Origin of the sequence: Sciscionella marina DSM 45152, from assembly GCF_000379465.1 — a bacterium.
In the GTDB taxonomy this organism is placed as follows: domain Bacteria; phylum Actinomycetota; class Actinomycetes; order Mycobacteriales; family Pseudonocardiaceae; genus Sciscionella; species Sciscionella marina.
This window is the reverse complement of record NZ_KB905381.1, coordinates 895,654-910,873: the sequence shown is the minus strand read 5'-3', so window position 1 is coordinate 910,873 and position 15,220 is coordinate 895,654. Positions and strand designations below refer to the sequence as shown.

Annotated in this window: 11 protein-coding genes; 6 read left to right on the top strand and 5 right to left on the bottom strand. The window is 66.8% G+C overall.

Translation table 11 applies throughout. From position 1 onward, the window contains the following. Positions 1–971: 971 nt before the first annotated feature. From A37U_RS0110280 to A37U_RS0110265, 4 genes are read left to right on the top strand one after another with little or no spacing between them, the layout of a single operon-like run. On the top strand, positions 972–1,952 hold the full coding sequence (locus tag A37U_RS0110280) for a hypothetical protein (RefSeq protein WP_020496553.1): 981 nt from the start codon (positions 972–974) through the stop codon (positions 1,950–1,952). After that, positions 1,943–3,316: a Y4yA family PLP-dependent enzyme gene (locus tag A37U_RS0110275; RefSeq protein ID WP_240437525.1), complete on the top strand. Its 1,374-nt coding sequence runs from the start codon at positions 1,943–1,945 to the stop codon at positions 3,314–3,316. Before A37U_RS0110280 ends, A37U_RS0110275 begins: the two co-directional genes overlap by 10 nt. 21 nt (positions 3,317–3,337) lie before the next feature. Beyond that, positions 3,338–4,432: a PLP-dependent cysteine synthase family protein gene (locus tag A37U_RS0110270; RefSeq protein ID WP_020496551.1), complete on the top strand. Its 1,095-nt coding sequence runs from the start codon at positions 3,338–3,340 to the stop codon at positions 4,430–4,432. Beyond that, entirely contained in the window at positions 4,429–5,838 is a 1,410-nt protein-coding gene (locus A37U_RS0110265) for an MATE family efflux transporter (protein ID WP_020496550.1), read from the top strand. The genes A37U_RS0110270 and A37U_RS0110265 overlap by 4 nt, the downstream gene beginning before the upstream one ends. 140 nt (positions 5,839–5,978) lie before the next feature. On the opposite strand, the gene A37U_RS0110260 is transcribed toward A37U_RS0110265, so the two are convergent. Next, complete coding sequence (locus tag A37U_RS0110260) at positions 5,979–6,944, bottom strand: NADP-dependent oxidoreductase (protein ID WP_020496549.1); 966 nt, start codon at positions 6,942–6,944, stop codon at positions 5,979–5,981. Positions 6,945–7,054: 110 nt separating this feature from the next. Here A37U_RS0110260 and A37U_RS43045 point away from each other — a divergent pair, with 110 nt between their 5' ends. Further along, a complete protein-coding gene (locus tag A37U_RS43045) occupies positions 7,055–7,540 on the top strand; it encodes a MarR family winged helix-turn-helix transcriptional regulator (RefSeq protein WP_020496548.1) in 486 nt (161 codons plus the stop codon). A gap of 69 nt (positions 7,541–7,609) precedes the next feature. On the opposite strand, the gene A37U_RS0110250 is transcribed toward A37U_RS43045, so the two are convergent. Both A37U_RS0110250 and A37U_RS0110240 read right to left on the bottom strand, forming a co-directional pair. After that, a complete protein-coding gene (locus tag A37U_RS0110250; protein ID WP_020496547.1) occupies positions 7,610–8,005 on the bottom strand; it encodes a hypothetical protein in 396 nt (131 codons plus the stop codon). Positions 8,006–8,517: 512 nt separating this feature from the next. After that, the gene (locus tag A37U_RS0110240) at positions 8,518–9,906 is read right to left on the bottom strand and encodes a DHA2 family efflux MFS transporter permease subunit (RefSeq protein WP_026197064.1); all 1,389 of its coding nucleotides are present in this window, start codon (positions 9,904–9,906) and stop codon (positions 8,518–8,520) included. Between the two features lie 62 nt (positions 9,907–9,968). On the opposite strand from A37U_RS0110240, the gene A37U_RS0110235 reads away from it, so the two are divergent. Further along, on the top strand, positions 9,969–10,631 hold the full coding sequence (locus A37U_RS0110235) for a TetR/AcrR family transcriptional regulator C-terminal domain-containing protein (RefSeq protein WP_020496544.1): 663 nt from the start codon (positions 9,969–9,971) through the stop codon (positions 10,629–10,631). Here the strand turns inward: A37U_RS0110235 and A37U_RS0110230 are convergent. Together A37U_RS0110230 and A37U_RS0110225 are read right to left on the bottom strand one after the other, a co-directional pair. Then, a complete protein-coding gene (locus tag A37U_RS0110230; protein WP_020496543.1) occupies positions 10,628–13,114 on the bottom strand; it encodes a DNA gyrase/topoisomerase IV subunit A in 2,487 nt (828 codons plus the stop codon). The genes A37U_RS0110235 and A37U_RS0110230 overlap by 4 nt on opposite strands. Before the next feature lie 10 nt (positions 13,115–13,124). Next, the gene (locus A37U_RS0110225; RefSeq protein ID WP_020496542.1) at positions 13,125–15,176 is read right to left on the bottom strand and encodes a DNA gyrase/topoisomerase IV subunit B; all 2,052 of its coding nucleotides are present in this window, start codon (positions 15,174–15,176) and stop codon (positions 13,125–13,127) included. Positions 15,177–15,220 lie beyond the last annotated feature (44 nt).

Genomic DNA, 15,220 nt, shown 5'->3' with positions numbered 1-15,220 from the left:
ACCCGATCGATCGCCGCTTGGTAGTACTGAACGTACTGTTCGGCCTGCGGGTCGCGGCCGAGTAACTGGCCCATCAGCCGGACACTCGGCACAGTGTTCTGCAATGGTTTCTCGAAGTAGTCCACCACGACCGTGGGGATCCCCACTCGTTGCAACTTGTCGACGATTCCGGCGTCTTGTGCGNCCTTGAAGTTCGCCGCACTCAGCACGAAGACATCCGGGTGCAGCTGAATGGCCTTCTCCACCGAGAAAGATCCGTCATAAACCTGTCCGGTCCGCTGGATCTTGTCGATTCCGGGGAACTTCTTCTCGTACTGTTGCAGGGAGTCCGGGTCGTTCTGCTCCAGATCGTTGGGCAATCCGACAATTCCGGCAAGTGGGTTCCGCTTGTTCAGCACGGCAGTGGTGTAAAGCATCCGCGCGCCATCGAGCAGNATGCGCTTGGCGGGCACCGGTACCTCGACCCGGCGGCCGAGTACATCGGTGACACTGCGCTTCGCGGCATCGGATGACTGCGCACCCGGCGGGCTCCCGCACGCGGCGAGCAGAAGCACCATCGCGAGAGCCACGACGGCACGCTGCCGCCGAGAAACGCGCCATGCCGCCGCACGCAAGTCCCTGATATTAGGCATGGCTAACCTTATCCACATGCGGCCACGGTCACGCAAGCCCCGCGCCGACTCCGTTACTTCGATCGCATCCCACCCGATTAGGTACGGCCTCGATTCGGTACGCACGTACCGGGGCGGCGCGCCAAAGTTCGCCATTGTCCACAACAAATCGCGAATATACGGAGCGTGTCGGCCCGCTCGGGGATAAGCGGGTCGCGCCTTCGTCGATTCCACCCTATGGCGCTTGTCACTTAGCTTTGCCTTACTTAATTTTGTGTCTCATTGTGTGCGAACGGCGACTCGGCGGATAGGGCCACGTCACCGATAGCGAGAACTTGTTCCGACTTTGGAGCGCGCTTGATGACCGAACCGCAATTGCATGTATTCACCAGGACCGATCTGGCCGACCTCGAACTCGCGCCGAGAGACGTGATCGAAGCGGTGCGGCAGGGATATCTCGCCCTGGCCGAAGGGAAAAGCCGGTGCCCCACGAAGCTGATGATGCCGCTGCCGGAAGCCGAGCGCGACGCAGTCTCGTACTCGATGCTCGGCTATGACGGTGCGAACGAATATCTCGGATTCAAGACCTCGTATCGGCAAGGGACCGACAATCCGGACAAGTATTACACGACAATCAGTTTGTACGACAATTCCACCGGCATGCCGTTCGCTTTGCTGGATTGCGAACGGGTCGGGGCGTCACGGACGCCCGCTACGACCGCGCTGATCGCCCAGGCCTGCGCGAAACCCGATGCGAAATCCGTCCTGATGATCGGCACCGGGGTCCAGGGACGGAACACCTTGCCGTATCTGCAGACCGCGTTGCCCGGTCTCGAACGGCGCATGCTGTACGGCACGCATCCGGACGGCATCTCCTCGAGCCTCGAGACCTTTCACCGGCACTTCCCGGATCAAGAGATCGAACTCGTCTCGGATGTCCCACAGGCGGTGGAGGAATCGGACATCGTGGTGGTCGCATCCGGGCGCGCCGCGCACCCGAAGGTGCAGACGAGCCGGATGAAGCCGGGCGGCCTGATGATTTCGGTATCGAGCAAAGGCGTCGACTCCTCCGCGCTGCGCGATGCCGACTATGCGATAGCGACGAGCGCGGGACAGCTGGGCGTCACCGGTTCGCGTTTCGACAGCGAGGACGGCAAAGCCACGATCGACGCGGAATTTCCCGAGGTGCTGGCCGGTCGCGTGCCGGGACGCCGCGCCGATGACGATCGGGTCTTCGTGTTCAGCAGTGGCATGATCATCACCGACATTCCGGTGGCGCATGTCCTGGCGCGGCGGGCCATCGCGGCCGGTCGCGGTCAGCGGGTGGCACTGTGGAGTTGAGGTTCGAACAGGAAAACGTCAGGGCCCCCGCCGCGTCTTTGCCCGCACTGGAGCCGGAATGGGCGCTACGCCTGCGGGCCGATCAGCGGCTGCTCACGGAGATCGCCGAGGCGGTCGGTGGTCCATTCCACGTACTGTGCCCGGACCGGTTCGTGGACAACCTGACCGCATTCCAGACCACACTGGCCGAATCCGGCGTCCCGGGACAGGTTTATTTCGGCAAGAAGGCCAACAAGTCCGGCTGCTGGCTTCGCGCATGTGCGGAGGCGGACGCGGGCGTGGACGTGGCCAGTGTGCCCGAGCTGGCGCACGCCCTGCGCAACGGCGTGCGCGGCGAGGACATCGTTGTCACCGGTGCCGCGAAGACCGAGGAACTGCTCTGGCTGGCGGCCAGGCAGCGCTGCCTGATCGCGGTGGACGCCGTCGATGAGTTGGAACGGGTGATCGAGAAAGCGCACCGCACCGGGACGATCAGGATTCTGTTGCGTGTGTTGCCCGAGCACAATCCGGACAGCCGATTCGGGCTCGCCGAGACTGACCTCCGGCACTGCCTGCGCCGGTGTGCCGAGCAACGACAGCGGGTCCGAATGGAGGGTTTCTCCTTTCATCTCAACGGTTATGCCGTCTCGCCGCGGGCGGCACTCGCCGACCGGCTGATCGACGAGTGCCTTGCCGCCCGAGAGCTGGGCCTGGTTGCCGACTCGATATCGATCGGCGGAGGCTTTGCGGTCAACTACCTCGACCCGGCCGATTGGCGGTACTTCGAACGTGCGCACCGGAGCTCCTGGTTCCACGCCAACCGCGTGTTCAGCCACTTCTACCCCTATGCGCAGGCCCCGGTCGGCGCGGACATGCTCGACGAGATCCTCGCGAGTCCGACCGCCGCGGCCGGTGAGCGGCTTCGGACGAGATTCCTCGAGACCGGAACCCGGTTGCTCCTGGAACCCGGGCGGGCACTGCTCGACGGCTGTGGGTTCAGCGTATTCCCCGTACAGGGAAGCAAACGCCGGGAAGACTACGGAATAGTGACCGTTTCCGGGTTGAGCATGAGCGTCTCCGAACAATGGAAAGCAAGTGAATACCTGCCCGACCCGATACTGTGGCCGGAAGGTGAGGGCCAGCCGATTAACGCCTGCATCGGCGGATCGAGTTGTCTGGACTACGATATGCTCACCTGGCGGAAAGTGCCGTTCACACGGCTTCCGAAATTCGGCGACCTGCTGATCTATCCGAACACGGCGGGATATCAGATGGACAAGAACGAAACCGAATTCCACCAACTTCCACTGCCGGACAGAATTATCGTCTCGGAACGGCAAGGCCGATGGCATTGGCGCATCGACAAGCTACCGCATATTCGATGACAAACGAGAAAGAGCCGATCCATGACCTTTTTGCACAGCGGTCGCGAAAATATTGTCTCCACGGTTTCGGAACTGATCGGGCACACGCCGCTTTTCCACCTGGGAACCGCACAGTCGGGAAGTCGGCTGCTGCTGAAGCTCGAACAGTTCAACCCCACTGGCTCGGCCAAGGTGCGGATGGCGCGGCAGATGCTCATCCACGCCGAGAACTCGGGGCAGCTGGGTCCCGAGGGCCACATCATCGAACCGACCTCCGGAAACACCGGCCTGGGCATCGCGTTGGCCGCCATCGAACGTGGTTATCGCTTCACCGCCGTGGTGGACCATCATGCTTCGAAGGACAAACTCCGTGCCATGGCGGCGATGGGCGCGAACCTGTACTACGTGGGCGATCCGGAGACACCCGGTCCCCGGACGCTCGAGCGCAAACAGGTCGCCAACGAACTCGCCGCATCGGTCGACGGGGGATACCGGCCGGATCAGCACAACCATCCCGGCAACCAAGAGGGATATCAAGGGCTCGCGCATGAACTGCTCGCCGACATCTTCGGCGACCTCGACTACCTGATCAGCTCCGTCGGCACCGGGGGCTCGCTCTGCGGCACGGCACGCGAGCTGCGCCGGCTCGGTTCCCGGGTCCGCACGGTGGGTGTGGAGCCGGTCGGGTCGATCATCTTCGGCACGAGCGGTGGCAGGTACTGGCAGACCGGCGGTGGCAACCCCGAGGGATTCCCACTCGGCAGCAATATCGACTACGGACTGATCGACGAAGGAGTCCAAGTCGGCGATGTGGCGGCGTTCGCCACGGCGCGCGTCCTGGCCCGCCGAACCGGTCTGCTGATCGGGGGCACAGCGGGCGGGGCGATCTACGCCGCACTCGAACGGCTCGACACCGCCACCCCGGGAAGCACCATCGCGACCCTCGTCTGCGACGCCGGGGAGAAATACCTCGATACCATTTTCGACGATGACTGGATGCATGCCCGGGATCTACTCGATCCCACAGTCGAGGAGCTCGTGCAGCAACGGCTCGACCAGCTGGTCAAGCATGTACCGGCACCGCGTGCCCACATCGGCGCCCCGGACACCCTGGAGAAAGTAGGTTCCACCGGATGAATCCGCGCACCGGAGTGCGGGACTACCGCCCCCTGATCGCGGTGTCCGCGCCGATCGCCGGGATCCAGCTCGCCCAAGTCGCCCTCACCACGACCGATCTGACGATGATGGGTCTGATGAGTGTCGAGGCCATTGCCGCCGGCGGTCTCGCGATCACGCTCTACAACCAGCTGCGCACCATGTGTGTGGGCATGGTGACCGCGGTCGGAAATCTCGTGGCGAGCAGTGCTGCGCGAGGTGAGGACGACCGGAGATCACCCGGCGAACGACTCGGCGGGAAAGCCGAAGAAGAGGTCCGCCAGGTCGTCCGCTCGGCGTTCCTCGTCGCCACCGCCATGGCCGTCCTCGGCGCCGGGATTCTCATCGGCCTGGGTTATGCCATGGTCTGGTTCGGGCAGAGCGCGCACACCCTCGAACTCGCGCGTCCGGCCATCGTCACGCTCGCGCCGGGACTCATACCGATGCTCTGGCTCAATGTCCTGCGCCAGTTCGCCGTCGGCATGCGACGACCCGGCTCATTGCTGTGGGTCACGCTCGCCTCCATCGCGGTGAACGCCGCGCTCGACGGTGCCTTCATCTACGGCTGGATGGGCATGCCGCGACTAGGGCTGGCCGGGATCGGACTTGCGACGACGCTGGTCCAGTTCGTCAACTTCTTCGCCTTCGCCATGATCGTGCGCCGCGACCGGCAGCTGCGGCATCTGCTGTCCCTGCGGGGCTGGAAAGCCGATATCCGCACGGTTCGTGAGATCGTCCGGCTCGGTGTCCCGATCTGTCTGACCTACGGCTCCGAAGCGGGCATCACCTCGGTCGCCACCGTGCTGATGGGCACCTTCGGCCCGGCGATGCTCGCGGCGCACAACATCGTGAACCAACTGGCCTACATCGCCTACCAGTTCAACATCGGAATCTCCCAAGGCTCGTCGATTCTGATCAGCCGGGCCGCGAGCAAGAACGACCCGGCGGCGGCGCGCACGATCGCCGGACGGGCGATGCGCCTCAGCGCCGTACTGATGGCCTTGTTCGCCGTTTTCTACCTGGTCGCACCGTCCTGGGCGTTGTGGCTGTTCCTCGACCACCACGACACCCCGCAGATCCAGGCGGCCGCGCACACTCTGCTGTACCTCGCGATCGCGCACCAGTTCTTCAAGGGCGCCCAGAACGTCAACGTCGGCCTGCTACGAGGGCTCGGCAACACCAAGAGCGGTTTCCACATCACCCTGATCGGCTACTGGGCGATCGGCGTGCCTGCCATGCTGCTGGCCGGATACGCCCTCGACCTCGGCGGGCCGGGAATCTGGATCGGGCTCTGCCTCGGATTCGGCGCCACGGCCGTGCTGCTGCTGCGCCGCTTCCACCGAGACCTCCCCACCGCCACCACACCGTCCGTGCTCAGCGCGGCCTGACCACGGCTCCCTTTCGTCGGTGACGCATCGGTATCGATCTGCCTGGCGTTGCCTGAGCTGCCGAGTTCAGCGGTCTCGTCGGCGTTCGCCGGGCCGGGAAGCGAGTGTCCTGCCGACCGGCCGTTCCTGCCGACCGACGATCACGGGATCAGGACGATTTTGCCGCCGGTTCGCTGTTCGGCGACCCGACGGTAGGCCTCGCGGACATCGGCGAGGGAGTAGGTTCCCGCGACAGGGACGTCGAGCTCGCCCGCGGCGACGAGATCGACGAGGCGCTGGAGCCCGGTGGCCCCGCCGGCGTCGTTGGTGCCAACGATTCCGGCACGACCATCGATCGCGGCGTGGAAGTCCACGATGGTGTTGATGCGCTTCGCGGGAACACCCAACTCATGCGCGAGGTCGACGTAGCCGGCGCCGTAGGTGTCGATGAACGCCCCGATCCGATCGCCGGCGGCCGACCGGCACCTGGCCGCCTGGCCATCGCCATAGGTGACCGGGATGGCGCCAAGGCGGCGCATCCGATCGTGGTTGGTCTGGCGGGTCAGACCGATGACGACGGCACCGCTGCGACGGGCGAGCTGAACCGCTACGACTCCGACCGCACCGGCGGCGCCGGACACGACAACGGTCTCGCCGGGCGCAGGGGAAACCGCCTCGACGCTGGCGAGCGCGGCCATCGGCGCGATGTACATCGAGCCGGCGACCTCCCAGCTCATATCGGCGGGCTTGGGGACGAGATGACCGGCCGGCACGGCGGCGAGTTCGGCCTGGCCGACTCGCTCCTCGGACCAGCCGAGCACTTCATCGCCGACCCGCCAGTGCTCGACCCCGTCACCGACGGCGACGACCTCCCCTGCCAAGTCCGTGCCCTGCCCTGCGGGGAAGGTCATCGACTGCCGGGGCGCATCCGTCGCCCGCCCGGACAACCGCGCCCGCAAAGCCCACGCTTGTTCCGCGAGCCCTTCCCGTACGTAGATGTCTCCCGGGTTGGCCGCGGCTGCCCGGATCCTCACCACCACCCGCCCTGCGGTGGCCACCGGGGCGTCGACCTCGCGCACATCGAGCACATCGACATCGCCGTAGTGGTCGAAACGAACTGCTCTCATCCTCGAACTCCTCTGATCACGCCGACTCCCGGCCACAATTAGACATGTCTCATGTTAATACATTGCACATGTCTATCATAGGAGATGTCGGCTCCGCTAGACTGCGTATCGTGAAACCCGAACCGGGCATCGGCGACGGCACCTCTCCCCCAGACACGATCGATGCGCTCGGATTCCAGCGCACCACCTCGTGGCTACTCGCCGGGGCAGGCAAGCTCGTCCTACGGCGCTGGGCCGGCATGCTCGCCCGGCTCGAGCTCACCTCGACGCAGTACAAGCTCCTGTTGACGCTCGACGAGACCGGTCCGCTCGGCCAGCAGCGACTGGCCGAACTGGTCGGCATCGACCCGCGCAACGCCGTGCCGATCATCGAGACCTCGGTCGAACAGGGACTGCTGATTCGTCAGGTCGACCCCGCCGACCGGCGCCGACGGGTACTGGAGCTCTCCTCCAAGGGCCTAGCAGCCGCCGCGAAGCTGCGCGCCTCGACCGCGGACATCGAGGAAGAACTGCTGGGCTCGCTCGATCCGGCCGATCGCACCGCCCTGCGGCGAACACTGGGTGCCCTGCTCGACGCATCCGATCCGCACCCCTGACCATCGCTGAAGCGGCGGGCGCGGACAGTCCGGCGGCGCCTCACCCGAACAGCATCCGCGAATCGAGCCTCAGCGCAGCGCGCGCTGCTTCGGCACGAGCTCGCGCAGCGACCACTGCAGGCTGCCCGGCGAGGGAAGGCCAACGCCTGCGCCAGTTGCGGTTCGAGCGGGATGTAGTGCCTCGCCCGCACCGCGGAGAGCGTGCCGAAGGCCGGACCGTCCTTGAGCGCCTGCAGCGAATCCGGTTACCCGGTAGCGAAAACCACATCGGCATCGGCGGTACCCCGTCTCGCAGCTCAACTTCGCCCGGCCCACGGTCGCCGAGTCCGGCAGCCGCTGCACCGCGGCGGAGAGCTGCAGCCCGAGCCGGCCGAGCAGCCGCGCGCTCCCATCCCGGCCGGAGTTCACCACGTGCACCCCGTTCGCCTGCGGGGCGACGAGGAAGCTGAAGCTCTTGTCCCGCAAGGAGGACAGCTCGCCACGTGCCTTGCCGATCGCCTCCTTGGTCTCGGCGATCAGCCGGTCGGGCCATCGGTGTAGTGCACCACCGGGTGAGCCTGCTCAGTTTCGGGTACGAGTCCGTGAGGTCGTAGTCCTTCGCCGCGAGGATCAGATCCGGACGGCACGAGGCGATCTTCTCGATCGGATCACCGTTGGTGATGGAGAACCGCTCCGGTGCCGAACCGCCGAGCCGCGCCGCGGTCCACGGTTCGATCCCGTTCGGGGCACCGGCCACCGAGGCGATGGCGACCGGCCGCACGCCGAGGGGCACCGCGATGTCCGCGCTCGTCCGGTCCAGCGCCACCACCCGCTGCGGCCGGTGCACGATCTGCGCCTCTCCGAGTTTTCCTTGCACCGTCACGGGAAACGGACCGCCACCGGCGGCTGTCGCGTCCTCGGTTCCGGTGCCCGATCCGCACGCCGTCAGTCCGCATCCGAGCAGCACGGTCAGCAGTGCCGCCACCATTCGACCAGGTTTAACGTAGGTGAGCCTCGCCTAATGCCAACCGGGGCAGCAGCCTGGCGACGAGCACCACGGCCAGCAGTGCCCCGGCGATCCACCAGGCCGCACCCGGATAGCCCGCACCGCCCTGCATCAGGAGCATGACAAGGGCGACCCCGAATGAGGCACCGAACTGGTTGAGCATATACAGCGCGGAACTGCCCTGCGCGACCTGCTCCTCCGGCAGGCTGCGATACAGCGAACCCATCGTCGGCGCGGCCACCAGGCCCATGGCGGCGCCGACGAGAAACAGTCCGGCCAGGACCCAGCCGAGACCGGTGTCGGCGCCCGCGAAACTCAGGCCCAGCATGACGAAGACGGACACGGCGGCCCCCGATCCGGCGAGGCCGCGCGCCCCGACCCGATCGGCGAGCCGCCCGGCAAGCGGCATCGAGATCGCCGAACCGATGCCGAACGGCGCGATCAGCAGCCCGGCCGCGAACTGGCCGAGACCGCGCAGTTGTTGGTAGTACAGCGGGAACAGATAGGTGATGGAGAACATCGCCGCACCGGTGAACAGCATCACCGCGACCGCCCCGGTGAACCCCCGATTGGTGAACAGTCGTGGATTCAGGATCGGTTTCCGCCGCCCGCGCAACGCGCGCGGCACATAACACGCGAGCAGCGCGATCCCCGCCAGCAGCGGAAGGATCGCGCCGAGCGTGCCGGGTTCCTCGCCGAGCCGGGCGAGCCCGAGCATGGACAGCGCGAATCCCGGGCCGAGCAACAGGAAACCGAGCACATCGAAGCGGTCCGCGTCGCCGGGGTCATCGGCGGGGATCAGCCGCAGCGCACCGAGGAAGGCCAGCGCGCCGATCGGCAGATTGATCCAGAACATCCACCGCCAGTCGAGCGAGGAAAGCACCAGCCCGCCGAGTACCGGGCCGAGTACCGGGCCCAGCGAGAGCACCACCCCCATCAGCCCCATCACCCTGCCGGTCCGCGCGGGCCCCGCGGCCCGCGCGAGCATGGTCAGCAGCAGCGGCTCCAGGAATCCGGCACCGAGCCCCTGCAACACCCGGAAACCGATCAGGCTGGCGATATCCCAGGAGAACGCGGCCGTCAGCGAGCCGAGCAGGAACACGGCGAGCGCGGACAGCCACAGCCGTTTCGCCCCGAACCGGCCCACCGCCCAGCCTGCGACCGGGACCATCGCCGCGACCGCGAGCAAGTACCCCGAGGCCACCCAGCCGATCGTGGCGAGATTCGCCGAGAACCGTACGGCGAGCGTATCCGTGGCGACCCCGACCATGGTCGCATCCAGGATGCCCATGATTCCGCCCAGCAGCAGCACGAAGATGCGGCGCAGCACCGGACCGTCCAGTCGGGCGGCTGACTCATAAGTTGTTTGAATTGAACTCATCAGTTCAAGATAGCCAATTGAACTCAGGAGTTCAATCAATGAGATGGGCTAGTATCGGTGGCATGGCACGGCCCCCAACGTCACAGTCCCCGAAGGCACAGCACCCTTCGACACCAGGTACCGGGCGGATCGACAAGCGCGCGGCCATTCTGGACGCCGCGTTCCAGGTCTTCGCCAGGGACGGCTATGCCAACGCCGCGGTGGACGCGATCGCCGCGGCGGCCGGGGTCGCCAAACCCACCGTGTACAACCACTTCACCGACAAGCAGACCCTGTTCCGGGAAGCACTGGCCGCCGATGCCGAGCGCGCACTCGGGCGCAACCTGGCCGTGGTGCAGCGGCTCAGCGACGGGCGCGGCGAACTACGCTCCCGGCTGGAGGATCTGGGCGCCCGGCTGATCGAGTGCTACGCCGATGACCGTTCGGTGGCGGTGCGCAGGTTGCTGTGCGCGGAGGCGAGCACTTTCCCCGAGATCCACAGCGAGATCCGGGAACAGACCGGGGAACGGGTGGTCGCCGCGCTCGCCGACCGGTTCGCGCACCTGGTGCTCGACGGAACTCTGCGCGAGTGCGATCCCGCGCAGGCCGCCGAACAGTTCGAGGCGCTGCTCGCCGGGCCGATGGAGCACCGTTCCCGTTCGGGCAGCCGCAAGGTATCGGCCGCGGCCAGGCGCGCAATCGCCAAGGCCGCCGCCGACACCTTCATCCGGGCCTACGCCCGCTAACCCCGTTCGATCAGGTGGCCGACGACATCCGGGCCCGGGTGCGCGTGCCCCGAACCGTCGCGGCGATTGTCGGTCTCGGGCAGTTCCACCGCGGCACCGTTGTCGGTCGAACCGGCAGGCCGCTGACCGATCCAGGCCACGGTGACCTCGTGCTCCCCCTTGAGGAAACGGTGCACGCGCACCCCACCGGTCGCCCTGCCCTTGGCCGGATAGGCGGCGAACGGGGTGACCTTCACGCTCTGCCCGGTCGAGGTGACCACCATGGGCGCGCCGTGTTCCACATCGGTGGTGTTGACCGCGCCGAAGAACACCGCGCGTCCCCCGGCGCCCAGTTTCACCCCGGCCATGCCACCACTCCCCCGCCCCTGCGGGCGCACGATCGAGGCGTCGAACCGCAGCAGCGCCGCCTCCGAGGTGACGAACGCGAGTGCCTCATCGCCGTCGGCGAGCCAGGCTGCGCCGACCACTTCGTCCCCGTCCTTGAGCCCGATGACCTCGAACTCGTCCGAGCGCACCGGCCAGTCCGGGGAGCACACCTTCACCACCCCGCGCCGGGTGCCGATCGCGAGCCCGGGTGATCCGGCGGCCCGTTCCCCGAGCGGGGCGAGGCCGACCACCCGTTCCCCCTTGGCCAGGGAAAGCAGCTCCCTGGCGGCCACCCCGCCGCGCAGGGACACGGTGCCGGACTGCTCGGGCAGCACGGGAATCGGGAGTACATCGGTCTTCACCGCCCGCCCGTTGCTGGTGATCAACAGGATCTGCCCGCGCGCCGTGGTGTGCGCGATGGCGGCGACCGCGTCGTGTTTGGCCCGCCCGCTGCGTGTACGTGCCTCGCTGGCCTCCTCGGATTCGGCCGCGGTGCGCGCGACGAGCCCGGTCGCGGAGAGGATCACCTGGCAGGGATCGTCGGCCACCTCGAGCGGACCGGCCGGTTTGGAGGCGGCGAGCACCTCCTTGAGGTCCCCGTCGACCAGCGCGGTCCGGCGCGGATGATCGAAGTCCTTGGCCACCTTGGCCAGTTCGTTCGACACGACCTTGCGCAGTTCCTTGTCGTCCTCGAGGATCGCGGTCAGCTCGGCGATCTCGGCGCGCAGCCGCTCCTGCTCCTCCTCGAGCTCGATCCGATCGTATTTGGTGAGCCTGCGCAGCGGGGTGTCCAGGATGTAGGCGGCCTGGATCTCGGAGAGCTTGAACTTGCTCATCAGGCCCTCCTTCGCGGCCGCCGCGTTCTCGCTGCTCCGGATCAGCTTGATGACCTTGTCGATGTCGAGCAGCGCGATCAGCAGACCGTCGACCAGGTGCAGCCGTTCCTCACGCTTGCGCCTGCGGTACTTGGTGCGCCGGGTGACCACCTCGTAGCGGTGCTGCAGGAACACCTCCAGCAGCTGCTTGAGTCCGAGCGTCTGCGGCTGCCCGCCGACCAGCACCAGGTTGTTGATGCCGAAGGACTGCTCGAGCGGGGTGAGCCGGTACAGGTCCGAGAGCAGCGCCTGCGGGTTCACCCCGACCTTGCACTCGATCACCAGCCGGGTGCCGTTCTCCCGGTCGGTGAGGTCCTTCACGTCGGCGATTCCGGTCAACCGCTTGGATTTGCCGACCTCGTCGGTGATCTTCTCGATGATCTTCTCCGGGCCGACCCCGTAGGGCAGCTCGGTCACCGTGATCGCCTGACGGCCCCGGCTGCCCTCCAGCGGGCCGGTCTCCACCTTCGCGCGCATGCGGACCACGCCCCGGCCGGTCTCGTAGGCGCGGCGCACCTCGTCGAGCCCGAGCAGGCTGCCCCCGGTCGGCAGGTCCGGGCCCGGCACGAACTCCATCAGCTTGTCCAGGCTCGCGTTCGGGTGGTTGATCAGCCAGCGCGTCGCGGCGACCACCTCGCCCATGTTGTGCGGGATCATGTTGGTCGCCATCCCGACCGCGATCCCGGAAGTACCGTTCACCAACAGGTTCGGGAACGCGGCGGGCAGCACCTCGGGCTCGCCGAGCGAACCGTCGTAGTTGGGGTGGAAGTCGACGGTCTCCTCACCGAGCTCCCCGACGAGTGCCATGGCCTCCGGGGACATCCGCGCCTCGGTGTACCTGGACGCGGCCGGTCCATCGTCCGGGCTGCCGAAGTTCCCGTGCCCGTCGATCAGCGGTGCGTTCATCGAGAAGTCCTGCGCGAGCCGCACCATCGCGTCGTAGATGGCGGTGTCCCCGTGCGGGTGGTATTTGCCCATCACGTCGCCGACGACGCGCGAGGACTTCACGTAGGCGTGGTTCGGCCGGTACCCGTTCTCGTTCATGGAGAACAGGATCCGGCGGTGCACCGGTTTGAGTCCGTCCCGCGCGTCCGGGAGCGCGCGGGAGTGGATGACCGAGTAGGCGTACTCGAGGTAGGAGTCCTCCATCTCAGTCTTCACGGAATTGTCGTAGACCCGCGCGCCAGCGTTGTCGAAGACGCTCGGATCGATCTTCGTCTTGGGGCCGTTGCGGCGTGCCATGGTGCTCCTCTTAGATATCGATGGCTTCGCGGTCGACGCGGTCGGCGGAGGCGACGAGCCAGTTGCGCCTCGGTTCGACCTTCTCCCCCATGAGCAGTTCGAGCGCGGTCTCGGCGGCTTCCACGTCGTCCAGCGTGATCCGGCGCACTGCACGGGTGGCCGGGTTCATGGTGGTCTCCCAGAGCTCGTCCGCGTCCATCTCACCGAGCCCCTTGAACCGGGGCACCGGGGTGACGACCTGTTTGCCCGCCTGCTGGATCTCGGTGACGGCCTCTTCCATCTCCCGCTGGGTGAAGGTGTACCTGGTCTCGCCGGAGCGGCCCTTGGTGATCACCTTGTGCAGCGGGGGCATCGCGGCGTAGAGCCTGCCGTCCTCGATCACCGGGCGCATGTACTTGGCGAACAGGGTGATCAGCAGGGTCCGGATGTGCGAACCGTCGACATCCGCGTCCGCCATCAGGATCACCCGCCCGTAGCGCATGGTGGACATGTCGAAGGTGCGCCCGGTCCCGGCGCCGAGCACCTGCACGATGGAGGCGATCTCGGCGTTCTTCAGGGTGTCCCCGAGGTTGGCCTTCTGCACGTTGAGGATCTTGCCGCGCAGGGGAAGCAGCGCCTGGTATTCGGAAACCCTTGCCATGCGGGCACTTCCGAGCGCGCTGTCCCCCTCGACGAGGAACAGCTCACTGCGCGCGACGCCGGTGGTGCGGCAGTCCACGAGTTTGGGTGGCATGGCCGCACCCTCGAGCGCGGTCTTGCGCCGTGCCGCGTCCTTCTGCTGCTTGTGCACCAGGCGGACCCGGGCGGCGTCGACCACCTTCTGCAGCACGGTCTTGGCCTCTGTTTTGGTCTTGCGGCCGTCGGTCCACTCCTTGACCTGCTTCTCCACGATGCCGGTCATGACCTTGGTGATGCCCGCGGTGGACAGCTCGTCCTTGGTCTGCGAGGTGAACTGCGGTTCGGGGATGCGCACGTGGATCACCGCGGTGACCCCCTCGAGCACATCCTCGAGGGTCGGCATGTCCTCCTTGGGCTTGAGCAGCCCCCGGGTGCGCCCGATCGCGTCCTGGATGGCCCGGGAAAGGGCGCGGTCGAAACCCTTGCGGTGGGTTCCGCCGTGCATGTTCCGGATGGTGTTGGTGAAGCACTCCACGGTGCGCTCGTAGCCGGTGCCCCAGCGCAGCGCGACCTCGACCTCGGCGCGGCGCTCGACGTTGGAGTGCATCACGCCGTTCTCGTCGGCGGCGTTCTCCTTGTAGGTGCCCTCCCCGGTGATCATCAGGGTCCCGGAGACCGGACGGTCCCCGGACGGGGTGAGGAAGTCCACCATGTCCGAGAGGCCGTTCGGGAAATGGAAGCGCTCCTCCTCGATGGCGTCGTCGCCGGCGATGCGCAGCACGTAGGTGACACCCGGCACCAGAAAGGCCGTGTTGCGCACCTTCTCGCGCAGCACCCCGAGATCGAGCTCGGCGCCCTGCTCGAAGTAGTTGGTGTCGTACCAGTAGCGGATCGAGGTACCGGTCTGTTCACCGCGCTTGAGCTTGCGCGCCACCCGCAGCCCGGACTGCTTGGTGAACTTCGCCTTCGGGCCGGATCCGTCGAACACGCCGGGCACCCCGTGCGCGAACGACATCTCGTGCACCTTGCCCTTCTGCTTGACGGTGATGTCGAACCGGTGCGAGAGCGCATTCACCGCGGAGGCGCCGACCCCGTGCAGACCGCCGGAGGCCTTGTAGCCGCTGCCGCCGAACTTCCCTCCCGCGTGCAGCCGGGTGAGCACCAGCTCGATCCCGGAGAGCCCGGACTTGCTGTGCACCCCGGTCGGGATCCCCCTGCCGTCGTCGTCGACCTGCACACTGCCGTCCGCGTGCAGGGTGACCGTGACCATGCTCGCGTGCCCGCCGACACCTTCGTCCGTGGCGTTGTCGATGATCTCGTTGAACAGGTGATTGATCCCCCGGCTGTCGGTCGAACCGATGTACATACCGGGGCGCTTGCGCACCGCCTCGAGCCCTTCGAGGTGGGTGAGGTCATCCGCACCGTAGAAATCAGCAGCAGTCACGGCGCCACATTATCCGCTGTGGCCGACAGGACCGTTCACCGAAC

Excerpts from the sequence above, each read along its gene's own strand:
- A37U_RS0110280 (WP_020496553.1), top strand. The coding sequence starts at position 972 with ATGACCGAACCGCAATTGCATGTATTCACCAGGACCGATCTGGCCGAC.
- A37U_RS0110270 (WP_020496551.1), top strand. The coding sequence starts at position 3,338 with ATGACCTTTTTGCACAGCGGTCGCGAAAATATTGTCTCCACGGTTTCG.
- A37U_RS0110265 (WP_020496550.1), top strand. The coding sequence starts at position 4,429 with ATGAATCCGCGCACCGGAGTGCGGGACTACCGCCCCCTGATCGCGGTG.
- A37U_RS0110260 (WP_020496549.1), bottom strand. The coding sequence starts at position 6,944 with ATGAGAGCAGTTCGTTTCGACCACTACGGCGATGTCGATGTGCTCGAT.
- A37U_RS0110240 (WP_026197064.1), bottom strand. The coding sequence starts at position 9,906 with ATGAGTTCAATTCAAACAACTTATGAGTCAGCCGCCCGACTGGACGGT.
- A37U_RS0110235 (WP_020496544.1), top strand. The coding sequence starts at position 9,969 with ATGGCACGGCCCCCAACGTCACAGTCCCCGAAGGCACAGCACCCTTCG.
- A37U_RS0110230 (WP_020496543.1), bottom strand. The coding sequence starts at position 13,114 with ATGGCACGCCGCAACGGCCCCAAGACGAAGATCGATCCGAGCGTCTTC.